At 45.7% G+C, this 23,185-nt stretch carries 22 protein-coding genes; 4 read left to right on the top strand and 18 right to left on the bottom strand.

Going from position 1 to position 23,185, the window contains the following annotated elements; genetic code table 11:
* Positions 1 to 181: 181 nt before the first annotated feature.
* From K4039_RS12100 to K4039_RS12140, 9 genes are all read right to left on the bottom strand, one after another.
* Entirely contained in the window at positions 182 to 1,336 is a 1,155-nt protein-coding gene (locus tag K4039_RS12100; RefSeq protein ID WP_265235438.1) for an SAVED domain-containing protein, read from the bottom strand.
* Between the two features lie 3 nt (positions 1,337 to 1,339).
* Complete coding sequence (locus tag K4039_RS12105) at positions 1,340 to 2,302, bottom strand: cyclic GMP-AMP synthase DncV-like nucleotidyltransferase (protein ID WP_265235439.1); 963 nt, start codon at positions 2,300 to 2,302, stop codon at positions 1,340 to 1,342.
* A 170-nt stretch (positions 2,303 to 2,472) separates the two neighbouring features.
* On the bottom strand, positions 2,473 to 2,634 hold the full coding sequence (locus K4039_RS12110) for a DUF4926 domain-containing protein (protein WP_265235440.1): 162 nt from the start codon (positions 2,632 to 2,634) through the stop codon (positions 2,473 to 2,475).
* A 139-nt stretch (positions 2,635 to 2,773) separates the two neighbouring features.
* The gene (locus K4039_RS12115; protein ID WP_265235441.1) at positions 2,774 to 2,974 is read right to left on the bottom strand and encodes a DUF2283 domain-containing protein; all 201 of its coding nucleotides are present in this window, start codon (positions 2,972 to 2,974) and stop codon (positions 2,774 to 2,776) included.
* Positions 2,964 to 3,230, bottom strand: coding sequence for a DUF4258 domain-containing protein (locus K4039_RS12120; RefSeq protein WP_265235442.1), 267 nt, complete (start codon positions 3,228 to 3,230; stop codon positions 2,964 to 2,966). Before K4039_RS12120 ends, K4039_RS12115 begins: the two co-directional genes overlap by 11 nt.
* Before the next feature lie 150 nt (positions 3,231 to 3,380).
* The gene (locus K4039_RS12125; protein WP_265235443.1) at positions 3,381 to 3,626 is read right to left on the bottom strand and encodes a DUF433 domain-containing protein; all 246 of its coding nucleotides are present in this window, start codon (positions 3,624 to 3,626) and stop codon (positions 3,381 to 3,383) included.
* A gap of 62 nt (positions 3,627 to 3,688) precedes the next feature.
* Entirely contained in the window at positions 3,689 to 4,258 is a 570-nt protein-coding gene (locus K4039_RS12130) for a Uma2 family endonuclease (RefSeq protein WP_265235444.1), read from the bottom strand.
* 388 nt (positions 4,259 to 4,646) lie between these two features.
* The gene (locus tag K4039_RS12135) at positions 4,647 to 5,624 is read right to left on the bottom strand and encodes a heme o synthase (RefSeq protein ID WP_265235445.1); all 978 of its coding nucleotides are present in this window, start codon (positions 5,622 to 5,624) and stop codon (positions 4,647 to 4,649) included.
* A 132-nt stretch (positions 5,625 to 5,756) separates the two neighbouring features.
* Positions 5,757 to 6,671, bottom strand: coding sequence for a heme A synthase (locus K4039_RS12140; protein WP_265235446.1), 915 nt, complete (start codon positions 6,669 to 6,671; stop codon positions 5,757 to 5,759).
* Positions 6,672 to 7,107: 436 nt separating this feature from the next.
* On the opposite strand from K4039_RS12140, the gene K4039_RS12145 reads away from it, so the two are divergent.
* Entirely contained in the window at positions 7,108 to 8,541 is a 1,434-nt protein-coding gene (locus K4039_RS12145) for an ABC transporter substrate-binding protein (protein WP_265235447.1), read from the top strand.
* Between the two features lie 144 nt (positions 8,542 to 8,685).
* Here the strand turns inward: K4039_RS12145 and K4039_RS12150 are convergent, their stop codons facing one another.
* The 8 genes from K4039_RS12150 to hflX all read right to left on the bottom strand — a co-directional run bounded on the left by K4039_RS12150 (position 8,686) and on the right by hflX (position 20,043).
* Entirely contained in the window at positions 8,686 to 11,187 is a 2,502-nt protein-coding gene (locus K4039_RS12150) for a glycosyltransferase family 2 protein (protein ID WP_265235448.1), read from the bottom strand.
* A 531-nt stretch (positions 11,188 to 11,718) separates the two neighbouring features.
* Positions 11,719 to 12,300, bottom strand: a complete 582-nt coding sequence (locus K4039_RS12155) for a hypothetical protein (RefSeq protein WP_265235449.1) — start codon at positions 12,298 to 12,300, stop codon at positions 11,719 to 11,721.
* 160 nt (positions 12,301 to 12,460) lie between these two features.
* Positions 12,461 to 14,299, bottom strand: coding sequence for a CHAT domain-containing protein (locus K4039_RS12160; protein ID WP_265235450.1), 1,839 nt, complete (start codon positions 14,297 to 14,299; stop codon positions 12,461 to 12,463).
* 101 nt (positions 14,300 to 14,400) lie between these two features.
* Entirely contained in the window at positions 14,401 to 15,540 is a 1,140-nt protein-coding gene (locus tag K4039_RS12165; protein ID WP_265235451.1) for a Gfo/Idh/MocA family protein, read from the bottom strand.
* A gap of 226 nt (positions 15,541 to 15,766) precedes the next feature.
* The gene (gene gshB / locus K4039_RS12170; RefSeq protein WP_265235452.1) at positions 15,767 to 16,726 is read right to left on the bottom strand and encodes a glutathione synthase; all 960 of its coding nucleotides are present in this window, start codon (positions 16,724 to 16,726) and stop codon (positions 15,767 to 15,769) included.
* Between the two features lie 67 nt (positions 16,727 to 16,793).
* On the bottom strand, positions 16,794 to 17,057 hold the full coding sequence (grxC, locus tag K4039_RS12175; RefSeq protein ID WP_265235453.1) for a glutaredoxin 3: 264 nt from the start codon (positions 17,055 to 17,057) through the stop codon (positions 16,794 to 16,796).
* Positions 17,058 to 17,361: 304 nt separating this feature from the next.
* Positions 17,362 to 17,973 carry a PEP-CTERM sorting domain-containing protein gene (locus K4039_RS12180; RefSeq protein WP_265235454.1) on the bottom strand — a complete coding sequence of 204 codons (612 nt, stop codon included), beginning with the start codon at positions 17,971 to 17,973 and terminating at the stop codon, positions 17,362 to 17,364.
* A 450-nt stretch (positions 17,974 to 18,423) separates the two neighbouring features.
* Positions 18,424 to 20,043 (bottom strand): GTPase HflX, encoded by a 1,620-nt coding sequence (gene hflX / locus K4039_RS12185; RefSeq protein ID WP_265235455.1) that lies wholly within the window; start codon positions 20,041 to 20,043, stop codon positions 18,424 to 18,426.
* Between the two features lie 565 nt (positions 20,044 to 20,608).
* Here hflX and K4039_RS12190 point away from each other — a divergent pair.
* The 3 genes from K4039_RS12190 to K4039_RS12200 all read left to right on the top strand — a co-directional run bounded on the left by K4039_RS12190 (position 20,609) and on the right by K4039_RS12200 (position 21,996).
* Complete coding sequence (locus tag K4039_RS12190) at positions 20,609 to 20,821, top strand: chlorophyll a/b-binding protein (protein WP_194011372.1); 213 nt, start codon at positions 20,609 to 20,611, stop codon at positions 20,819 to 20,821.
* Between the two features lie 630 nt (positions 20,822 to 21,451).
* A complete protein-coding gene (locus K4039_RS12195) occupies positions 21,452 to 21,622 on the top strand; it encodes a hypothetical protein (protein ID WP_265235494.1) in 171 nt (56 codons plus the stop codon).
* Positions 21,622 to 21,996 carry a signal peptidase I gene (locus K4039_RS12200; RefSeq protein ID WP_265235456.1) on the top strand — a complete coding sequence of 125 codons (375 nt, stop codon included), beginning with the start codon at positions 21,622 to 21,624 and terminating at the stop codon, positions 21,994 to 21,996. Before K4039_RS12195 ends, K4039_RS12200 begins: the two co-directional genes overlap by 1 nt.
* Here K4039_RS12200 and galK read toward each other — a convergent pair.
* A complete protein-coding gene (gene galK / locus K4039_RS12205) occupies positions 21,986 to 23,083 on the bottom strand; it encodes a galactokinase (RefSeq protein WP_321161599.1) in 1,098 nt (365 codons plus the stop codon). The genes K4039_RS12200 and galK overlap by 11 nt on opposite strands.
* Between the last annotated feature and the right edge of the window lie 102 nt (positions 23,084 to 23,185).

Genomic DNA, 23,185 nt, shown 5'->3' on the forward strand with positions numbered 1-23,185 from the left:
CTCGACGCAAAAAGTCTTCAAGATTGGCTATTTAACCTTCTCTCTCTTGAGTTTTTGAGCAACAGCTTGCCGGATCTTCCAAGGCAGCTACTTTTAGATGCGATCGTTTTTTAGTCTAAACTCCAGTCATTTAGGACGGCTATAATATGTTCATAAATATTTTAAAATGAGATTATGACTTTTAGTTTACTTTTAGTACAGTTTGAAATTCTCCCTTATCACTGTAATATTCACAAGCATATATTTCTGGGTCTTTTGTGGGCAAAATAACTCTACCACATTCTACCGCTATTGATACAGGAACTGCTGGCAAAATGTATATCTTACAGCTTTTTCCATGTTTTGCTTGAATTTCATTGAGTAATTTACGATACTCATAACTGAAAATCTCAAGTTGTCTTTTGGATTTTAAGAAATGCGGTGAAGGTTCATGAACAGTTATCTGATAAATACTGCAATTACTTGAAACTAAATTTTGATATTTATCACACCCAATAGTATCGCTAATTGCCAATTTTAGAAAGACAATTCCACTTTCACTCTCTTGTTCGCAAGAAATAGAATAAGGTAGCTCAACGCTAGTTTCTTCTTGCCAAGACCAAGTTTTACTTGTATTCTCAATGTTTCTATGAGATTGGTAAATGTCTGTTGGAACGGTATCGCCTATACACCTACCCAGGTACATTAACAGAGGCATAGATCCTATTCCAAATAGAGAAATATGCTTGACTTTAACATCATCAACACCTTCCTCTAAATACCTTGAAACTTTACGCTTAATCTTGTTTTCAGCGAATGTTTGCCAGTGCTCAGGTGTCCCCAGTCTATCAAAGTCTTTTTCTTCTATCTTTATTCCTTGTTGGTCTGTCGGAAACTTCGGAAACATTGCATTTCTTACAGCTTCCACATTTATAGGAACAGTCCGATCGCCAATATTTACAGAGAAAAGTAATAATGTAGATTTATGTATATCCTCTGGATAACTTGTTTGTATCTCTATTCTATTTTCGTGTTCTTGCTTCCAAGTACGCAATAATTCAAGCGGGTACTTTTCTGGATGGTCATCTATTTCTTTATGGCATTGCTGGCACAGAAGCATTAGGTTGCAAAAATTTAGTTGTAATTCTTCTGACTGGTCTGTTCCTCGGGGGCCGTCTTTACTTGAACCAATGATATGTGCAACTTCGGCAAAATTTCCCTCACTTAAAGTTAATCCGTTGTACCAAACAGGTGTATTACATCCTTTAAATTCGCAACGTCCTGCGGATTTTATCCAGAGTTTTAATTTTGTTGCGTCGGGTATGCTTTTTCTTTTTGCCATAATTTTTTTTGCCATAATTTATGAGATTGGAAAGTCACTACCAAAAACTTTTCGCAGTTTGATACACGCATCAGAGGGTTCAAGTTCGTTTGATGCGCTAATTAAAATAGCTTGTAAATCGAGCAATTTTGTTTTCATTGATTCCTTTTGATTATGAGTCATCTTCTCAAAAAGATCGTTGTAAGGCTCTACTGGAAGTTTGACGCTTATTTGATTCTTCCAAGAAAACATTTTAATCATCCCATCAACAACAATTTGTAATGCTTTCAAATCATCATATGGATAAGGAAAAGAATTGTAAAGATAATTTTTTTGTGGCATGAAGAGATTGTAGCAACAAGCGGTTAAGGCTATTCCAGTTGGTCGTCCTGCTACAAATTTATAATCTTTCCACCGTTTCAAATACCTGATAATCCTACGAAACTGGTCTCGGTCTGAACTGTCAGCAATCTTTGATTTCAAAAGTTCTTTAAGTTTAGATGGTTCAGATATTTCCCAAAATTTTTTCTCCTCATGTGAGTCTATAAAGCCTTTTGCAATATAATATTTTTCTTTCCCTAGATAATCTCGCTCCGTGGAATAAATAGCTAAATCAATGTGAAACCATTTGGCAGCATTTTGTTGATATTGAACTCTTACGCAAGGTCTTTTTATTTCAACTGTTCTTGAGCCTATTTTTAAAGCGTTGTAAACCCATTGTTTAACTTCAACTGGTTGATAACTACTTTGGGAAAATTTGAAAATAATGCCTACATCAATATCATAATCTTCTCCTGAAAGAGGTATTACTCCTGTTGCTAAGTCATAACTTCCTTGATTGAAGTAACTAAATGTAGGCGTATTTCTAGGAATTAGTTTTTTCAACCCACATCTTAAATTGTCGATGATTAAATCTCTCTGGTCGCGCAATGGTTTATTATCATCGAAATCGGTTTTGATCACATCATGAAATTTGTTGAATTGAGATTGTATATTTGCCATAATTTTAGTCTTAAATGTTCATCTTAGATAAGGAAGCGATGCTAGTATTGGTTAAAATTGTTTTAAACCTGTATCTCTAGCTTACCTCATTTATCGCCCAAACTCACACCGCGATATAATTCTGCGATCGCAACTTCCACCTCAATACTCTGTAAAATATTATTTGTAGGTTAGGCGTAGGCAGGAAGTGGCTCATAAACGAGTTGCATAAGTTTTTCTGAGGGAATGGTTTCCATTGCATAGGTATTACCTTGAGCATCGGCAAAATCTACTAGATAAGCGCGATCGTCAAAGCTCATCAGAATCATGCCAACTTGTCCGGGCCGGAGCAAAATTGGCCCAGAGGTTTCTTTATGGATTGCCTGAATTTATTCGGTCAAGGCAACAACATCATACTCGTGTAACGTCATCATAGTATCCTCACTTATTAAGCTGACAATATTGCCGTGCCACCTCGATAAAGCGGATCGACTATGTTGCGATCGTTAGCATGAGTTCTTGAGGATTAAACAGTTGACGTTTGGAGGCATTGAGAAATTCGATAGTAACAGGTTCGTCATTTTCGTCATAACTGACAATCACGCCTCCAGGTTCAGAGATAGCATTAGCTGGAAACGCATCACGGAAAATAAAAATCAGAATGTCTGCTTCTGCATCGTATTTAACTTTCATCGGTATTCTCCTGCCAATATCGCTTAACTTGATTTGTCCAGTACAGAGTTAAGATTCGTCTGGTTTTGCCAATTTCAACAAAGGGTACTCTAAGAAGACCGTTACCTCGTTTGATTTGAGCCACCAAGACATCATCTTCCACGATAATCTGTTGAGGATTGGTGAGAGCAGCTTCAACCTCTTCCCTGGTAATTTTCAATCGCTCCTCCCATTGTAGCTGACGCTCCTGGGCGTGTTTTGTCCAAACAATTTGCATATATCCTCATACTCCCGATTCCTCTGTAGGTTCCATTTTGCATTTTGCATTTTGCATTTTGCATTTTTAATTATAATGCCTCGCACTCTGCTGCCAACGGAATCCCCAACTCCGTGAGTAGTGGGAAGTTTTCATTTGCCAGAAACCGCATTAACTTGCCTCAGCAAACAGTAAAGGCGTGTAAAATACGTCTTCTTTGAGGCATTCCGCCGCAAAAGCAAACAATGCTTGGATAGATTCAGGATTAAGCGTTGGGTAGTTTTCTAGAATTTGTTGCTGCGTCCAACCTTCTGAAAATAGCCCTAGAACGAACTCCACTGATATTCGTGTCCCCTTAATTACAGGCTTGCCAAGCAGAATTTTAGGATTTGAATGAATGTATGCTTTCCAGTTCATAGCCAGTTTGCCTCTATAGAGTTTTCATCTATTTTGAAACCTTTGTCTTTAGCTTACTTCATTTATCGCCCAAAACTCACACCGCGATATAATTCTGCGATCGCAACTTCAAGCTCAATACTCTGTAACATCACCCGATCGCCCGCACCATAAACCACCGTTTCCCACCGTTCCCCATTCCCATCTTTCACCCGGCGGCGACACTCAACTCGCATCTCATCCTGCGCGATTAAAACATACTCTTCCAAGGATTCCAACTGTTGATAATCCTCAAACTTATCAGTGCAATCGAATTTTTTAGTCGAAGGAGACAACACCTCAGCAATCAACTTAGGATAGCGCTTCACATAGCGATCGCTCCTATCTCGCGGATCGCACGTCACAAACGCATCGGGATAATAGAAAAACTCACCTGCATAATTCACCTTCACATTACCCGATCGCACAGAGCAACCCAAATCGCGAACCTTGTGGCGCAAAAGTTCAATTAGATTCAACGACAGTTCATCATGATCGTCGCTACCACCCGCCATTGCGTAGACTAAGCCGCGCTGATATTCATGGCGGACTTTATTCTCATGTTCCAGGGAAAGGTACTCTTCGGGGCTAAATCCAGAGGGGATGGCAATCATAGTATTGCAGGCGAATTTCATAGCTTAATTGTAGCGATTTTCGAGATACGGACGGTGATAGAAACAACGATACGCTCGTAGACATGATTGAGCAGGGCATCTAGCTGCTTTTGTACAACTTTCAAGGTGATAATAGTATAAGTTATGTCGATTTATTTGCCCGATCGCTCTTTTTCAACCGCAGATTAACGCAGATTAACGCTGATGAAAGCAGATTGGAGAATGACTAAGCTGTTCCACATTTAAACTGCATTATTTGTAGTCTATACCCCATACGGTAAGGGGTTCAGGCAAGAAATTTAAATGAATAACAGCTTATTGCTATTTTACCATAAACAAAACCCGCAAGATGCGGGCTTCATTTTAATAATTGCTATTTAACTGATTATTACATCACAACTGTACTAATCAAACTTTGCACATTTTGGACAACAGCAGTAGTAAAGTTATGAGTCGCAGGCAAACTGTCAACCACGATTCCCGCGCACAATAGCATCAGATACAGAATAGAGTATTTGAAGAGCGATCGCGCTACGTTCTTATCTTCTGGAGTCTGCAACAGCAACCAAGCCTTTTGAGCAAAAATAGCACCGAGGAAAATCGCAGTACCGGCATACACTGGGCCCGCTAAATTCAGCGGATAGACTAGCAGCAAAGTTGCAGGAAGCATCAATAACGTGTAAATCCAAATTTGGCGGGCTGTCTCTGCGTCACCTTCAATTACCGGCAACATCGGTACTCCTACTCCCTCGTATTCGTCGCGAATCATCATGGCTAATGCCCAAAAATGTGGCGGTGTCCATAGGAAGATAATCCCAAACAGCATCCACGCACCCCAACTTAAATCTCCTGTCACCGCAGCCCAGCCAACTAGCGGGGGAATTGCGCCTGCTGCACCGCCGATGACGATGTTTTGCACGCTGTGACGCTTCAGCCAATGGGTGTAAATTAGGACGTAGAAAACGATGCCTGACATCGCTAGCAATGCTGCTAATAAGTTGGCAACTACTGTCAGCAATGTAAAGGATATTGTCGCTAGGGCGATCGCAAATATCAAAGCATCCCGCTTCTTAACTCGCCCCGAAGGAATCGGCCGCCACCGGGTGCGCTCCATGATATAGTCGATGTCGCTGTCGTAGATGCAATTGATTGTATTGGCGGAAGCCGAAGCTAAAGCGCCTCCGGTAATAGTTGATACCAGCAATAGCGGATCGACTTCTCCTTTGGCGGCCATCCACATTCCTGCTGAGGTGGTGATTAGCAGCAGTAAAATAATTCTGGGTTTTGTTAGTTGATAGTAACTTTTCACAACTTGCGAAAAGTTTTCGTGGAGGCGGGGCCTGTCGTTGGTAAGGATTTCTTGCATGGTTGTAAGCTGTTAGTAATTATTTGTGAATTCGTCATTAGTCATTAGGTTGGAGTGGCGGGTTTTACGATAAATATTTGATGTAGCTACAAGGATTAATAAACCCGCCGCCTCTTACTTTAGTCTTATCTCTCAAGCTGATAAAACTCGATCGCGCCACGCTAGAACACTAAAAGCTACCAGGGTTCCCAGCAATGCTGCACCGACTGCTTGGTGCGCGACTGTCAGCGGTTCTACCTGAAGGTGCAGCCGGAAAGTTGCTAATCCTAGAACTAATTGAACAATCAGACAAACACTGGCTAAATTTCCTAATTTTCGCAAGCTTGAACTTAGTGCTGGTTGTCGCCAAGCCATGACTGATAATGCTAAAGTTGCTGCGGTAGCGGGTACGATGCCGGCGATGTGGCTGTTCATTACCGAACACAATTCTGACGAGCCCAAACATTGATGCAGCGCCCATCTAGAGCCTACTAATGCTCCTAGCAGGCTTTGTAGGTAAACTAACAATGCTGCGATCGAACTTACCCATGCTAATTTGTTTATATTGCCCGTAGCTTCGTAGGGAGTCAGCATAAAACCGATCGCTAGCAGGGCGCAAAAAAACAGTAAAGCCGTTCCCAAGTGAGCGGTAACGATGTCAAATCGCAGCAGTTGCGTCACAGTGAGGCCGCCCAAGACGCCTTGAAAAAGGATTAAAAATACAACCCCGGCGCTGGCGAGTGGCAACCACTTCGGTAGGTGGCTGCGGTAGAATACAGAAACTCCTAAAAGGGCGATCGCGCTTAAGCCAATTGCTGCTGCATCCAATCGGTGAAACCACTCTAGAAATACCTGCAAATTCATTTGCGCTGCGGGTATTAATTGACCGTAGCACAGCGGCCAGTCCGGGCAAGCGAGCCCCGCATTCATCACGCGCGTGGCGCTGCCTACAGCCATCAACAGCCAGGTTGCGATCGCAATTTTCCACACTAGGCCGCGGATAATATCTTTTGGCTGCCACTGCACTCCTGCTGCTGCTTTTGGCTGATTTAAAACTGAGTTTGCCATGAACTTTACCTTAGCCTTTGTTATCGATCGAGCTTAATTAAATATTGCGGTTTTGTTTTGGCTGAGCTTAGCCGAGCTTAACACTTGTTTTTTCTGACAATCTGTCATAATTCCTACCTTAGCGACTCTTTTATCTAATTAGTTTGTCTTTAGATATTTTTCAACTTTCCTGTTTATATTACAAAAGATTGCAGGATTTTTGCTAAACTTCAAAAAACTTTAATCTTTCACGCCAATCTTCGATGGTTTACAACTCCCCCACTGTCGGTATTTCGATCAAAAATAAAAATATAATTAAAAAAAAGCTAGTTAATGTATAATTGTGATAGGCGTTGAAAAGTGTTTAGATTCGTTTTTCTGCCTCCAGCCTCCAGCCTCCTGCCTCCTGCCTCCTGAGTCGTTGAATCTAAAACCTAAAATCTCAAACTGTGCAGCCATGTCCCAAAAAAACGAAACCGCTGTTTTAGCATTATCGCTCCTAATTACGATCGGGCTAGCCGGCACAGGTATTTGGTGGCTGACAAGCCGCGGCGGCATCACTCCCGAAGCTTCATCACCCCAAAATCCGACAGTTTCCAAATCCCCGACGGAGAATTCCCCGCAGTCAGAGCAAGCAATCCAGCAGCGTCTGAGTGCCGGAAAAAAACTGCTAATTTCAGACAAAGCAACCACAAACAAACAAGCAGCAGTACAGGCTTACGCATCTGGCAACTACAACGCCGCTATTTCCGACTTACAAGCTTCACTGAAAACCAATCGCAACGATCCCGAAGCACTAATTTACCTCAACAACGCCCGCATCGGCAACCAAAAATCCTACACAATTGCCGCAGCAGTTCCCATTGGCGCCGATATCAATGGTGCTCAAGAAATTTTGCGGGGCGTTGCTCAAGCTCAAAATGAAATCAACCAAAGTGGCGGCATTAGCGGTACTCCATTAAAAGTGCTAATTGCTAACGATGACGACAACCCAGAGATTGCTTCGCAAATTGCCAGTGCTTTAGCAAATAATTCAGAAGTATTAGGAGTAATCGGGCATTTTAGTTCAGATGCAACGCTAGCAGCCAGCAAGATTTACCAGCAAAATCAATTAGTAGCAATTTCTCCGATTAGTACGTCTGTGCAACTCTCAGGAATTGGCAGCAACATATTTAGGACAGTGCCGAGCGATCGATTTGCTGCGAATGCTCTTTCTCGCTATATGCTAACAAAATTACAAAAGAAAAAAGCTGCTGTATTTTTCAATTCTGCTAGCAATTATAGCAAATCTTTGAAAAGTGAATTCACGACTGCTCTTTATGGAGATGGCGGACAAGTAGTATCGGAATTTGACTTTGCTAAGGGCAATTTTAATGCTACCGAAAGCTTTAAAAGCGCGATCGCCCAGGGAGCAGAAGTGATTATGTTAGCCGCCAATACCGCCACGCTTGACCAAGCTTTGCAAGTAGTGCAAGTAAACGCCAAACGGCTACCGTTACTAGCAGGAGACGACGTTTATACTGCTAAAACACTGCAAATTGGTGGCGCAGGAGCAGCAGATATGGTGCTGGCTGTTCCTTGGCACATTCTCGCAGATCCGCAGTCAAGCTTTCCCCAAACATCCAAACAACTTTGGAATGCTGAAGTAAGTTGGCGCACAGCTTTAGCCTACGATGCGGCGATCGCCCTAATTGTCGGTTTAGGGCGCAATCCGACTCGCACAGGCATTCAACAAGCTTTATCGGCACCGGATTTTTCGGCAACAGGAGCATCGGGCCCGATTCGATTTTTACCTTCGGGCGATCGCAATCGAGCAGTTCAATTAGTAATTGTTAAACCGGGAAATCGCACCAGTTACGGTTACGATTTTGTGCCGATATCCGGTTTATGAATTGTATTGAACAAGCAAGAAAATACCTCTTGCAAAAATTACACACTCTCTTGAAATTATCGGCGTTGATCTGCGTTGATCTACCTTGCATCTACGGTTGATTAATCAATCAAAGATTTATGCCAGAAGTCTAGCTAATTGGATCTAAACTTGCGAAACCCCGATCGGTCTAACTTGCCTGTTTCTCTCAAAAATAGCCCTCGGTTTCAAAGCAATTCTCAACAACAGCCACAGCGATCGCCATTCTCCGGGCGTTTCCAGCCGTTTCCACTGGCCGGGGCGACAGTAGAGCATTTCGATCAAACAGCGGTGTTGACTAATGTTTAGGCGATCGAACACAATTCGCACAGTCGGAAATTCCGCAAAACTGCACCCTGCTGCATCCCGAAGACTAGACTTCAAGTGAGATTTATCGCTAATCAACTCAATCTTAGCCACAGGAATCAAACATTTCTCTTCCATAATTTCCAGAGTCGCCGAGTCGCAATCAATCAAATGCTTGCCAAAACTAGCTTCGTTCAACTCCAGAATAGGCGACGGTAGAGATCTCCTCGCTTTGACGGCCACGCTGCGAGCGATCGCTCTCATTTTACCCTCCGATAAACTTGTCTCAACAGCATATTTTGGCAACATTTCTGCTGCGGCAAAACTCTGATTACTGCCTTTACCTTTCACCGCAAAACTCGGCCGTTCAGTCAAAGCCACTTCAGCGCCACTTTCCGAAATTACAGTCGTTATTCCCCAAAAACTTTCACCTCCCACATTCAACTGCACCACCCTGCGCAAATTGAACCATTCGTAAATGTCCGGCTTAGGAATATCCACCAAAATTAGCAGCGCAATTCCCAGCATCAGCAAGTTGTAAGCACTCCAAATCCAGCCCACACTCACACCTTTTAACAAATCAGCACTTGCTGATATTCCCTGCAAGCTGCCAATATTTTTCACTAAATGAATGTTTAAATTATGGAACAAACTGAATGCTGTAGCTGCGAACAAGATAATCAAAGGCCATCCCAAATTCCAGTTAAAACTAAAGCGATCGCTCGCAATTCCTTTTGGCGTTACCTTAAACCCTTTCTGAAAGGGATTCAGCATGGCACTCACCACCGCCACCGCTAAAGGAATACACTGCACGAACGAGTAAACATCGGAAAGCAAAGCCGATCGCGATTTGCGGTTCAGCCAAGAAAACACAGTAACTTGCACCAAATAGTAAGGCAGAAAAAAGTAGAGCAATTCCCGCGCATTTGTCCGCAAAGGAAGTACGCCGAGAAACGAATAAGCTAAAGGCATCAACAGAAATAAAACCCTGGTTAAACTGGTAAACCAGTGCAGCAATCCTTCCAGGTGACATAGCCTTTGTACCAATCTGAGGCCGCGAATCGTTAAAGGATTGGAATCAATAAAAAATGCTTGAAGCGTGCCTTGCGCCCAGCGCAGCCTTTGAGTTAAATGAGCTTCTATATTTTCAGCAGCCAAACCAGCACTCAATTTTTCATCTAAATAAACTAAACGATATCCGGTGGCTGACAGTCGAATTCCGGTAAAATAATCTTCGCAAACTGAATCTGTGACAAAGCCTCCCACTGTTTGTAGCGCGCTGCGCCTCATCACAAAAGACGTGCCAGCACAAATTACGCTGTCGGCGCTGTCTTTGATGATTTCAATTTGCCTGTAAAATACTTCTTCTTCCGGCGCGAGCACATTTTCTAAACCTAAATTGCGGGCGATTGGATCGTGGTTGTAAAAGCTTTGCGGTGTTTGAACGAGGGCGATTTCGGGATCTTGAAAAAAGCCAACTGTTCTGGTTAAAAAGTTTTTAGTAGGAATGAAATCTGCATCGAAAACTACAATTAGTTCTCCATTTGTTAGGGCTGTGGCGTGATTGATGTTGCCAGCTTTGGCGTGACTATTATCGGGTCTGGTTATATACTTACATCCCAGTTCTTGGGCTAGCAATTTAATTTCAGGGCGCTTTGTATCGTCGAGCAAATATATTTGTTTGTTGGGATAATCTAAAGCTTGACAGCCGATGATAGTGCGCCTCAAAATAAAAAGCGGTTCGTTGTAAGTTGGAATATAAATGTCTACGGATGGGGCAAAGTTTCCCTCTGCAACTGCAACTGCCATGCGATCGGCTTCTCGATGCCTGTCTTTCATTCTCAGCATTAAATACAGTTGAAGGCTGCTGGTGAACACCATCAGCATTTCTAGGAAAAACAGCCCCAAACTAAAGATACCGTTGAGGGGGTCGCTTAAATTTAGGGTAACGAGCGATCGCCACAAAACGTAGCGAATGGTTAAAGCCAAAACTATTGCAACTACCACAGCCCGCGACCATTTCTGTGGTTGAGGCGAAATTTTTATTGCAACTAAAGCGGCCGAGACAAGGGCGAAAGTCGGCAATAACAAATAAATCTTGCTCGCATCGGGTACTTGCAGCCAGACAGGCGGGTTTTGCTGCCAAGTGTCGATTGTGGCAAAAATACCGCTGACAGTGCCTTCACCGCTAAACCAGGCGGAGGCGATCGCACCTGCGAAAGCAACCGACCCCAACACGACTAGCGTTGCCATCTGCACGCGCCCAATCCGCCCAAAAAAGCGGCGTTTTAAGTCTTGAAGGTCAAATCTTGAATTTGTCATAAAAGGTGAAATTCCCGATCGTGTTTGCAACAGTCAGGGTTTCCTGCTGTTCACTTCTTAATCCCGTTGAAAATTTCGACAGACCCCACTTAATATATTTATATTTTTTAACATTCTGACAATTTGATGATAGTTCACTTGCTTGCTGATGGCAAACTGCTCAGCAAGTCCAATCCAGGCCAAGTATAGCAACAGATCCTTGAGATTGCGTGCGATCGGAACAATACAATTGGTTTGTAGCACGGAATGCAAGTCCTCATCGAACTCTGCGGACTTGCATTCCGAACTATCAAACGCGATCGAACTCTGCGGATTTAAGTCCTCACTACAAACGTGTTATTCGCCTCTGTGCAGTTATTTCAAAAAAAAATAATCGTGTCTACAAATCAAATATGATTGCTATCTCAAACGATAGCAATCACTAGGGCTTAATAATTAGACGAATTTGACATCTAACTAAAGGTAGATAAATTTTATATTAATTTAAAAAGATTACCGCGATCGCAGCACAAAAACTTAGCCAACAAAAAACTAATCAGAAATTTCTAATTGCGAGATTGCATAGCGGGCGACAGCCAAACCAACTCTCGCCTGTTCTATTTCCGACAATTGGGCCCAAGGTCTTTTCGTCTCGATGACCACTTCCACCCCGGACGAATCAGCCTCTCGCATGGCATAAGCCAAAGGACGCGCCAACACCTGCAAATCTTCCTCAGCCCACTGAGGCAAAATATCTAACACGCACTCAACCATTTGGTCAGCTAAAGATTGATATTTAACAGTTGCGTTTTGGACGCTTTGAGCGATACGGGCCAGAAAATCTTGAGGAACGAGAGCAAATTTCTCGCGCAAAGACTTTTGCACGGCGCTAGAGAGCCAAACTTGTTCTAATTGCGCGAATAAAACTCCCGACTTCTGGGCAATATCGCTGTCGCTGAAGGAATCAAATAGTGCAAATTCCTGCTCTAGATCCGTCAAATAAGATTCTGATTCAAGCTGTGCAGGATTCCAGGGATAAGCAACATCAGTCTGAACGATTGTGGCGAGAAGCTCCATCTGGGCCTGAGGAAGCGAGTCGCGAAAATATTGAGAATCAGGAGATTGGGTAGCCATGATGTAATACCTAAGTGCTTCAAGGAAAATACAGAAGGGGGACTGTGCCAAGAGCTAGTTGCGAGCTGCCAGTGGTGAGTAAACTATTTTAACTTCCGACTTGAGACTCAACGCCCAGAACTTTGCTGTGCCGATCGCCTTCATTAGCTACACGCGCACCTTAATTGGTTCCGCAATCAGTCTCACTGTAGCCCGAAGTTTGTGGAACCTCAATAGTGAACTCAAAAATCTGACCTTGAGAACTACCAAATTTTAGCTGAGTGCCCGATTGCAGCAGCAGTTCTTGGTGGTGAACTCTCACCCATCCCTCCGGCCCCAAAACTAGAGTCCCGTAGCGAGAAAAATCGCGCAGGAAGTAGCTAGATTCGCCCCGGCTATCTCCGATACTGTTGCGACAGAAAATCTCGGCGTGTTTTTGAGAAACCCACTGTTCTCGAATCACTACGTCGTTTTCTTCCCAACGGCCGACTCGAACCATACCAGCGCTAATCGGCCAAACCTGATTCGCCGATTCGGTAGATTTGACATTTGGTCGATCGCGCCCCCGCAAGTAAGCACAAGATGGCAAACGTCCCAGCCAAGTAGAAGAATTCAAAGGCAATTCAGTTTTGAGATCATCTACCGGTTCAGTCAGTTGACCGTCAAACTCCGGGTGCATATACAGTACGGGCAGCGTCCAAGCCGGTTGATTGAACTTGTACAGTGTCAGTAGCTGCTGTCTGGCGATGGCGACGGCGCGATCGATCGACATCCGCCCGGCCAAAGCTCGAGCAAAAGTTTGGATAAAACTCAGGGCTTCGCGATCGGCGATCGAGTCCCGCATCCCCAACACCGCCGGCACCCCGTGATGAATCAGTACCTCAGCCAAACTGCTACGGGCGATCGCCTGTTGCTGACTGTTATTTAAATGCAGCCTCTCCACCGCCGGCTGAGCTCCCCAACAGGCATTAAACACCGCCAGAGTCACGCGGCATCGAACCAAAACCTGAGCCAATTCAGTACCGTTAATCACGTTATCCGGGCCCAAAAATAGCAAACCGCCGTCAGGGCCCGGTATCCCGTGACCGGCGTAGAACAGGATGTTATAAGCTTGCGTTTCCAGCCGAGAAATTAGTTCCGCCGGAGTAGGTTCGATCAGAGTATCGACGCGAGTGGGAACGCTGATGTCAAAATATTTGCCACTATCATCGGTTTGAAAAGCACTCTTGAGAACGCCAGCTAGGACAACTGCTTCTGCTTCCAACTGCAAATGATGGTTGTTGCCCCTGGAAGATTGAGAATTAGCACCGTAGCCTGGTTCTGCTTGTCCCAAAACTAGCAAAATGTTTAGCGACTCAGCAGGACGCAGGGGTGGCAAAGGCTCAACATTGCTGGTAGTGCGGCTGAAAAGCAGTTGCTGCGACAGAGAAATTGCCGGTTGACCGGCTTGAGGCTGCATAATTTCCCAAGGCAAAGCAATTAAATAGGGTTCGCGCAAATCTATCCGCACTCGCAGGGGTAGATTTTGCCCGATCGCGATACCTTTACTTTCCTGGAGACTACCCTGGATCGGCCCTTCAAACAGCCACTGCCAGAGGTTAATCCCCAACTGCTGCATCAGGCGGCTGCTGTAGCTTGCAGGTGGCTGTGGCGGGTTTTGCTCACCCCTCTCCAACAAACCCCCTTGACCGATACGGAGCGGCACAGGGGGCATCGGTGGGAGTGACTGTAGGGAATTAGGGGCTCGTTTTTCAATTTCTGCCAGTAGATTCTGGTTGTTTTCCGGCGAGACGAAACTGCCATCAGGATTTAGGGGCAATTCGTGAATTGTCCCGGAGGGCGAAAACATTTCCTGCCAAGCTTTCCAAGATTGGGATAGGGCAAGCGGCCACATACAGTCGTGGTGAACGTACCCGCTGGGATAGGGAGCTTGTAGAACCCAAGTGGCAAAATGGTTTGCCCCAGCGGTTCTCAGGCGAGCGATCGCTATACTGAGGCAAGGACTTTCAGGGCGCGCCATCTTACGACTCTGGATATAAGGTTGATCGACTTTAACTATTCGTAGTTTATCGGGTTTGGGGTGCGATCGAGCGCGAGAGATTACTTGATAAGTTTTTAATTTTACTTACTGCCCAAAAATTTCTCTAACTTTGGTACATCCACCCAAGTTCCAGTAGCATTTGACTCCTGAGTCAAATCCATCAACAACTGCGAGTAAACCCCTTCTTTGAGCGACGGTATCAAAGATTTCCCCGCATCAATTGATTCCACCCACCTATCTACTACTCGAATAAACGGTGCAATTCTCCCGTCTGGATAAACTTGAGGAAACTCCAATCTTTGAGGAATTTTAATTTCAGCTAAAGGTTCTCCAGATTGGGAACCCCACAAACGAAATCCGTGGACGTAATCCTGCTGATTGTCGCTTCCCAACACCAACGTACCCTTACTCCCGTAAATTTCCACCCAGTGTCCCCGCCCTTGATAAGTAACAGAACTCAAACAAACTTGACAAGGCGTTCCTCCGGCTAATTCCAACATCAACGTGCAAGAATCATCGGCATCCACTAATTTTAAATTTCCCGAATCATGCGGATCGGGTCGCTCCGAAATTCCTGTAATCAGTTGCCCAGAAAGCCTCTGCGGCGGGCCGAACAGCCAGCTAATATAATCAAAAACGTGAGAACCTGTCGCGCCCAAAACTCCGCCGCCTCGCTCTTTTTGCGCGTACCAATTCCAAGGGCGAGTAGCATCAGCGCGGCCAGACACCAACCAATCAATCTTAATTAAACGGTTTTCTCCGACATATCCTGCTGCTAATAATTCTGCTAGCATTTGCCATGCGGGGATGAACCTAAACTCAAAGTCCATTGTGGCAATTGCTCTCGAACCACTATTTTGAAAATCGGTTTGAGATTCGCTGTTTGCTAATCGGTAAAGTTCCCTAGCTTCATAAGCTGTCAGGGCTGTCGGTTTTTCTAATAATAAATGTTTGCCTGCTTCTAAGACGGTTTTTGCCATTTCAAAGTGCAAAAATGGCGGTGTAGAAATGCTAACGCCCGCTACTTCTGGGATGGCGACTATATCTGCGATCGAGTTGCAAGCGTAGGGGATATTGTGGGCGGTGGCGATCGCCTGAGCTTTGTCTAAATTCCGGTGGTAAACAGCCACAACCTCAGTTCGGTGATGTGCCTGGAATCCGGGAAGGTGCACTTTTTGACCGAAACCTGTACCGACTACTGCAACGCCTATTTTTGACATAATTTAATTATTGGGAATTGTTAATTGTTGACTGTTGACTGTTGGCAGTTGGCAGTTGGCAGTTGGCAGTTGGCAGTTGGCAGTTAGTTGTTAGTTGTTATTTGTTAGCTGCCACCAATAACTAATGACCAATAACTAATAACTAATAACTAATAACGACTAATCAATGACTACTGACTACTGACTACTGACTACTGACCACTGACCACTGACTACTGACTACTGACTACTGACTAACTACCCATTCAATTACTTGTTTGCCCAAACTAACGCCGTCAAACAAGTCAATTTCTCTGATCCCTGTAGGGCTGGTGACATTAACTTCGGTGAGATAACCGCCGATGATATCAATGCCGACAAAGTACAGCCCGTCTCGTTGCAGCACCGGTTCTAGCTGAGTGCAAATTTGATATTCGCGATCGGTAATTTCGGTTTTTGCGACTCGGCCACCGACGGCCATGTTGCCGCGAAATTCATTGCCGGTGGGAATGCGGTTAATAGCACCGATGGGCTGGCCGTTCAAGAGGATGATCCGTTTGTCTCCGTCTTTGGCTTCGGGCAGATATGTCTGAACCATGACTGGGATTTGCCCTTGTTGAGTGCTAATTTCGACTAGGGAGTTGAGATTGCGATCGCCCGCCTCCAAGAACAAAATCCCCTCGCCAGCTTTACCGCCCAAGGGTTTAAGAACTGCGGCTCCTTTTTTCTCAACAAATTGCCGAATTACCTGCTTATTTTGAGAAACAATGGTTTCGGGGATCGCTCCTTCAAATTGCAAAGCATACATTTTTTCATTCGCCGCCCGCAATCCTTTGGGACTGTTAACGACCAAAGTTTTAGCGGGATCGATGCCGTCTAGAAGGTAAGTTGCGTAGAGGTAAGGAACGTTGACTGGGGGATCAGTCCGCATGAATACTGCGTCCATTGCTTCGAGTGGCTGCAATGTAGGCGGTTCTACTTCGTACCAAGCCTCAGCAGCCTCCCAGCGTCCCTCTACCTGTGTTACTGGGGTGAGTGTTACCTGACTGAGCATTGCCCAGGTTTTACCACCGATGACGCTTAATTCGTTGGCTTGAGTCGCCCACACTTCGTGACCCAACTGTTGAGCTGCTTCCATCAGCGCTACGCTGGTATCGTGTCCTGGAATTAGTCGATCGAGCGGATCGATGATGAATGCAAATTTCATGGTCAGTTACAATTAAAAATTGATCGAAGGAAAATTTGGGAAAATTCAAAATTCCACGGGGAATGCCTCATGTTGCCGCTAGCAGCGGATCGAGCAGGCCTTGAGCATCTAATTCGTGCATTTCGTCGCAGCCGCCTATGTGTTGGTCGTTGATGAATATCTGGGGCAGGGTGCGGCCTCCGTTGGCTCGATCGGTCATTTTATCGCGTGCTGCTGTATCTCCGTCGATCGCGTATTCTGTAAACTCAACCCCTTTTCGCTTCAGCAGTGCTTTGGCACGAATGCAAAACGGGCAGGTTCTCCAAGTGTAAATTTCTACTTTAGGTATCATCGGACGCTCACACAATAACAATATTTTTTTATTGTAATCTTAACCAATCTTATTTTAATTTTTATATAGAGCAACCGCGCCCGACGGTTACAAAGTTCTCGGATTGCACTTTCCCCATGCAATCTAGGGCTTTTAATTTCCTGGCGTTCAATCGCTAAACTATTCTTCCTTCTGCTCCAGTTACACGCCGCAAGCTGTAAGGTAATTATCTATACATTTTTGGTGGTTTTATCTAAAAAACAAAAAAACACTCGCGCTTCAAAAAACGGAGAGATGTTGAAAACAAGCAGCAGCTTGAGCCTGCTTACCGTTGCTGACCGACCTGCTTGTTTCGTTTTCTGGCGGAACAGATAATTCCTGCGCCTGTCAGTAAGAGTGCTACCACAGTACCTGGTTCTGGGATAGTTGTTCTCCTGATGACGGGTGGGTTGTAGTTTGGCAATATCGGCTTGGGCACTGGTAAAATCAGCGGAGGCACTACGGGCGACGCGATCGGTTGTTGTGGTATGACCGGTATTTCCGGTGCGGTTAATAGTGGTATCTCGTCTACTGTTGGTGATGGTGATGGTGATGGGACTACCGGGGGTGTCTGCACCACGGGCTCTACTATTAGAGGGGGTGGTGATTGGACTGCCGGCACTACGGGTTCTATTATCGGTATCGGCGTTGCGAATGGAACTGCCTGCGCTTCCGGTACCGCGTCTCGCACAGGTGCTTGTGATGCCGGTACTGCGTCTCGTAAGGTTGTTGGTGATTGGGGGCTGGGGGAATTATCAGGCACGCAGGCACTTGAATAGTTTCCGGGCCCGCACACATCGATTGCTGCTGAAGCCGGAGGGGCGGCAGCTAGATAGTAGAACCCTGTTGCCATTGTGGCAGAGAGTCCAATTGCTAGTTTTGCCAGTGGCGTACACATAACTATTTAGTTAAACAGTGGTAAAATCGCAGAATTGAAATAGTGCTAGAGATTAGCGATGCACGGCGGGCATAGATTTTAGAGTTCTTACCATAAGTTGATGTTTTCTCTCCCGGACGCCTGTAAAATATAGTATAGCGCTTGAGGCGATCGCCCAAACACTTTGATCTTATTTTTTTCACCCTACTCGCGTAGCGTGGTTTGCACCGTCTGGCAACATCTTTTGGCAACCTCTCAACCAACAGCCCTTACAGCCATTAACCAAGAGAGTTTTTACATTGACCGCCTGAAGTTAATTATGTAACCGATCGCCAACTAGCTCTGCTGTATTCTAATTAGCAATCCACAATCTGACTATTCTTTTATAATCTCATGGTTCGACGAGATCTGTCCTCAGTATATGTACGTATATTCCCGACTGTCAACTACTTAAAAGGAATATTTAAGTATTTACCGAGGGTAGAGGGCGTATTGAATGAGCTGCGCTAGTCGATCGCGGAGAGTTTCCATTCCGAGACCTTTGGCGGCCGAGATAAATACGGCTTGAGGAAACTCTTCTCGTGCTAGGGCGAGAGTATCTTCATCTACGGCATCGATTTTGTTAAAAACTACAAGGGCTGGCCCGGGAGTTACGGGCATATCTGTCAAAATATTCATGACCGATCGAATTTGGCTCTGCCACGCGGGATGGGAGAGATCGACCAGGTGCAGCAAAGCATCTGCGTCAGTAACTTCTTCGAGGGTAGCCCGAAAAGCGTCGATCAAGGAGGGGGGCAGTTCGCGAATAAAGCCCACTGTATCTGTGAGGACGATCGACAAAGGTTCTCCAGTGACAGCGCTCTGAATCGTCAGCTTTCTGGTGGTGGGGTCGAGGGTGGCAAATAACTGGTCGGCGGCGTAGACCTCGGAATTGGTGAGCAGGTTGAGCAGAGTCGATTTACCGGCGTTTGTGTAGCCGACGATCGCGACTGAGGGTACGTCCATGTGGTGCCGGTTCTGCCGCAGCCGGAAACGGTGAGCAAGCAGTTGATTGACTTCTTGCTGCAATCTTGAAATGCGTTTGGCGATCGTCCGCCGTTCGGTTTCTAGTTTAGTTTCCCCAGGGCCTCTGGTACCGATGCCGCCGCCCTGTTTTGACATTGCCTGACCGCGACCTCTGAGCCTGGGCAGGGTGTATTGTAGCTGAGCGAGTTCGACTTGCAATTTACCTTCGCTCGATCGCGCTCTTTGGGCAAAAATGTCGAGAATCACCTCAGTGCGATCAACTACCCGGATACCGATCTGAATTTCCAAGTTCCGTATTTGTGCGGGGGACAGGTCGCGATCGAATACCACGAGGTTAGCGCTAATCGTTTGAGCGGTAAGGGAAATTTCTTGAATTTTGCCTTCGCCGACGACTGTCTGCGGGTGGGGGCTCGATCGCTTTTGACGCACTGTTTGCAATACCTGACCCCCGGCACTTTCCACCAGCCGGGTGATTTCTGCGAGTCCGTCCTCAAAATCCAGTAGAGTCATGTGCTGAGTCATCACACCCACCAGCAGCACTTTATCTTGGTCTGCATCAACCTGCTTAGCTACAAACTCTGCTTGAAAATCTGCTTCGAGTCCTTCCACCAACTCCAGAAAGTCTTGATCTGCGAGGTCGTCCAAACTCAGAGGTTCTGATATTTTCCAGGGAAAGTTTTGAGTTTTGGTTGGTGATTTTTGAATTACAGGTTCTTCTATTTCCTCAGTCTCATCAGTTGAAGCTGGTTCTAACTTAGCGCTCAAAACAGAGAACTCAAAATTTGGCCGGTCTCCCTGGGGTATCAGGTGAACGAGATAAGTTTCTTTGATGTAACCTGTCGCACCGCCGCCGCGACGCTGAAACCCTCCGCCGGTCAGCGTCAGCCACACTAGGGCGTCTAGGCGCTGAATTGCCATTGCCGTGAGTGCTGCTTCGCTGGGTATTTCTGGCTTGAGGTGGGTGGCGATGCAGCGAATGCCGCTGAGGCGACCTCCCCCGTAGCGGGGCAATTCTAGGGGCGCAATCTGGGTTTGGCGGGGTGTACCGACACCGACGCGAATCACTTGTCCGCGACGGTTGATGTAGGTGCAGATTGGCTTGTCGATTTCGGTGCTGATGGCTGCGACGCGCTGGGCGAATTCTGCCGTGGTGATGCGATCGCCCGGTAGTCGCTGGTGGTAAAGCTTTTCGAGTTGTTTGAGCTGGCTAGATTTTAAACCCTGAAGATTGCCGTAGATGGTTTCGATAACTGTTTCTCCCGATCGCTCTGTTTATTTCCTATTTTAGTTAACTCTGGGGCGATCGTGTTCTCGTTGGTAGTTAAAATTTACTAAATCTTCGTGCCTCTGGGATCTCGCGGATTCAGTATTGTCGAGTCACCAGGGCGGGTGTTTGTCGCTGCGGGGCGATCGAGCCTGTCACAACAGCCATCTCAACTTGGAGTTGTCTTTAGTATCTACCCATACAGAATAGCGGTAAAACAATCTATTTTAACAAAACTTAACACGAAATTGTAGGTTTCAGAATCCTCCTTTAGACTTGTGTGTATCTTGAGCCTAGAGACAGATAGCAAACTAAAAATTAAGTCGCTACTATGATAAGCGAAACATTGTTAAGGAATGTAAAAACATGGAAACTCGTCCTACTAACGTACCGACAACCACTAATGCCTACAACGGCAAAGATCGCAATGCCTTTTTGTTTGGCTTCAACCCGCAAGCAGAACTTTGGAACGGCCGCTTAGCGATGATTGGTTTCTTAGCTTATTTGCTTTGGGACATGGCTGGATATAGTGTTCTGCGCGACATACTTCACTTTCTGCCTACCTATATCGCTCGTTAATAACGAGCAGCCTTTCCTGTCTGGCAGCTTCAATAAATGCCGCAACTGCCAGACAGGCTAAAAGTTACAGATGGCAGCGAGTAGCATTGGGTGTCTTTGTATCTTTCGTTACTTTTGAATGGCATTAAAAGACTTCTTACTGTGATTCGATGATTGCGGGTGGGGGCGAGGTCGCTGGCGCGGTAAATATTGAGAGCAAAACAGATATTTATTGCGTCAAGCCGATCGCCACTACTATATTTTTTGGCAAAAAATCTCGTCAATAAACTCTGATATTTTATGAAAAACAGGAGCATCAACGATGATTAACTCAATTTACTTGCAGTAGTAGAATCGGCTGTGACTGACACAGCATTAGGAAATTGGCAAAAGCCGCTAGTGATGTTTGTTTGCAATATGTTAAGCTGTTGCACATTTAAATTGTATATTCGGGGCGGGCAGGATGCCCACCCCACAAAACTTTGATTATTTTTTGACACACAATTTAAAAGCAGAACAGCTTAACCTTGCTATAGCAATCCTAAATCATTATCCTTACCGCGAACATAAATGTGATTTCCCCAAAATCCATCTGTAGGGACTAAGGCCAAGCCGTGTCCCTACAGAAAATCATTTAGGATTGCTATAGTTCTGAGCCGCAGGATTTGGCATCCTCACATCGGCCCGAAAATGCCTTTGCCTTTCCCAGCTTTGTTCAACAATGTTAGCGTACCCGCATTTCTGGCTTGCATGAGCGCGGGTCATTTGCTGGGAACGTTAACGATTTTGTCGCTGGTATTTATTTTTGAGATTGTTAGCTGATGCCGTCTGAAGTTATTTTTGGAAATGCGGGGGCTGAAGGTGCAAGTCGCGGCGGGTGGTTTGCAGGTAACTTTATAACGCCGGAAGATGATGCGCGATCGACTTCTGCGTTAGAGGTAAAATGGGGCGTTCATCTCGCCGGAGATTGTAGGACTCAGTGGGCGGTAAATGCGGCAGCAACTACGCTTTCTATTCTGGTAAAAGGGCGGTTTCGGTTGCAATTTCCAGAGCAAGAAATCTTGCTGTGTTGTGAAGGAGATTATGCTCTCTGGCTGCCGGGAGTGGCTCATTATTGGTCGGCCGAGGAGGATTCGGTTATAGTGACTGTGCGCTGGCCTTCGGTGTCGGGTGATAGTTCTGCTATTAAGAATTAACTGGAACTTCGGGAACCAAAACGCGGCCACTATAACCCGCGCGGTGGTGGCGATCGATCGCCTCTGATGCAATAACATCCGCTTTCCCACTCTTAACCAGCGCTACGCAAGCACCACCAAAACCTCCGCCCGTCAGCCTCGCGCCGAAGACTCCGGGGATTGACTGCAAGATTGCCGCCAGGGCGTCTACTGCGGGCACTGAAATTTCGTAGTCGTCGCGCTGGCTGGCGTGGGAAGAATTCATTAACTCGCCGAAACGCTCTGCTGGCAAGGATTTTACTGCTTCGAGCACGCGGTTGTTTTCGGTGACGACGTGGCGCGATCGCCTTTTGAGGGGTTCCGGCAATACTTCCACTTCTTTGGGATCGGTGATATCCCTGAGAGCTTTAACACCCAATATCCGGGCGGATTCCTCGCACTCAGCGCGTCGTTGGTTGTAGCCACTTCCGGCTGCTAGGTTGTGGCTTTCACCGCTGTCAATTACTAAAATTTCTGTGCCTGTGGGAAAAGGTACCGGGCGGTATTCGAGGCTGCGGGTGTCGATAAATAACATGGTGTTGGTGTCTGCTAAAATCGACGCCATTTGATCCATGATGCCGCAGTTAACGCCGGCATATCGAATTTCGGCTAGCTGTCCGATTTGAGCCAGCCGCACGTCGTCTAGGGGGAGGTTGAGCAGCGCGCGGATTCCTCTGAGGGTGGCTATTTCTAAAGCGGCGCTGCTGGACAAACCGGCTCCGATCGGCACATTTGAGGTAATGTAGAGATTTATTGGCGGTATTTTGTATCCTTCTTTTTCTAAAATTCTGATGCAGCCGCAGATATAAGTGACGAATTTTTGCGGTATGGTATCGTCGTCTGAAAAATTTATGAGTTCGTCATATTCTGCTGAATAAAAATGGTGTCGGGCATCGCTGCTGAAACCGATTTGTACTGTGGTGCGCTGGGGAATCGCAGTCGGAAGTACAAATCCGTCGTTGTAGTCTGTGTGTTCGCCCAGCATATTTACTCTTCCGGGCGCGCTGGCTTGGGTTTGGGGTAATGTACCAAATACTCGTTGGAAGTTCATTTTTGGGGAATTAGTCATTGGTCATTGGTCATTGCGAATTGCGAATTGCGAATTGCGAATTTGTAAACTTTTTTTTGATCGTTGACGCTTTTATAGTGCCCAAGTTTTTAGCTGAATTCA

Origin of the sequence: Lyngbya sp. CCAP 1446/10, assembly GCF_026130175.1 — a bacterium.
In the GTDB taxonomy this organism is placed as follows: Bacteria; Cyanobacteriota; Cyanobacteriia; order Cyanobacteriales; family Microcoleaceae; genus Microcoleus.

Bases quoted from the DNA above. Each gene is read 5' to 3' on its own strand.
- K4039_RS12135 (WP_265235445.1), bottom strand. From the start codon at position 5,624: ATGCAAGAAATCCTTACCAACGACAGGCCCCGCCTCCACGAAAACTTT.
- K4039_RS12200 (WP_265235456.1), top strand. From the start codon at position 21,622: ATGCCGTCTGAAGTTATTTTTGGAAATGCGGGGGCTGAAGGTGCAAGT.
- K4039_RS12125 (WP_265235443.1), bottom strand. From the start codon at position 3,626: ATGAACTGGAAAGCATACATTCATTCAAATCCTAAAATTCTGCTTGGC.
- K4039_RS12180 (WP_265235454.1), bottom strand. From the start codon at position 17,973: ATGTGTACGCCACTGGCAAAACTAGCAATTGGACTCTCTGCCACAATG.
- gshB (WP_265235452.1), bottom strand. From the start codon at position 16,726: ATGAAATTTGCATTCATCATCGATCCGCTCGATCGACTAATTCCAGGA.
- K4039_RS12105 (WP_265235439.1), bottom strand. From the start codon at position 2,302: ATGGCAAATATACAATCTCAATTCAACAAATTTCATGATGTGATCAAA.
- grxC (WP_265235453.1), bottom strand. From the start codon at position 17,057: ATGATACCTAAAGTAGAAATTTACACTTGGAGAACCTGCCCGTTTTGC.
- K4039_RS12120 (WP_265235442.1), bottom strand. From the start codon at position 3,230: ATGCAAATTGTTTGGACAAAACACGCCCAGGAGCGTCAGCTACAATGG.
- K4039_RS12140 (WP_265235446.1), bottom strand. From the start codon at position 6,671: ATGGCAAACTCAGTTTTAAATCAGCCAAAAGCAGCAGCAGGAGTGCAG.
- K4039_RS12165 (WP_265235451.1), bottom strand. From the start codon at position 15,540: ATGTCAAAAATAGGCGTTGCAGTAGTCGGTACAGGTTTCGGTCAAAAA.
- K4039_RS12100 (WP_265235438.1), bottom strand. From the start codon at position 1,336: ATGGCAAAAAAAATTATGGCAAAAAGAAAAAGCATACCCGACGCAACA.
- K4039_RS12145 (WP_265235447.1), top strand. From the start codon at position 7,108: ATGTCCCAAAAAAACGAAACCGCTGTTTTAGCATTATCGCTCCTAATT.
- K4039_RS12155 (WP_265235449.1), bottom strand. From the start codon at position 12,300: ATGGCTACCCAATCTCCTGATTCTCAATATTTTCGCGACTCGCTTCCT.
- K4039_RS12130 (WP_265235444.1), bottom strand. From the start codon at position 4,258: ATGATTGCCATCCCCTCTGGATTTAGCCCCGAAGAGTACCTTTCCCTG.
- K4039_RS12160 (WP_265235450.1), bottom strand. From the start codon at position 14,299: ATGGCGCGCCCTGAAAGTCCTTGCCTCAGTATAGCGATCGCTCGCCTG.
- K4039_RS12190 (WP_194011372.1), top strand. From the start codon at position 20,609: ATGGAAACTCGTCCTACTAACGTACCGACAACCACTAATGCCTACAAC.
- K4039_RS12150 (WP_265235448.1), bottom strand. From the start codon at position 11,187: ATGACAAATTCAAGATTTGACCTTCAAGACTTAAAACGCCGCTTTTTT.
- K4039_RS12115 (WP_265235441.1), bottom strand. From the start codon at position 2,974: ATGAAAGTTAAATACGATGCAGAAGCAGACATTCTGATTTTTATTTTC.
- galK (WP_321161599.1), bottom strand. From the start codon at position 23,083: ATGACTAATTCCCCAAAAATGAACTTCCAACGAGTATTTGGTACATTA.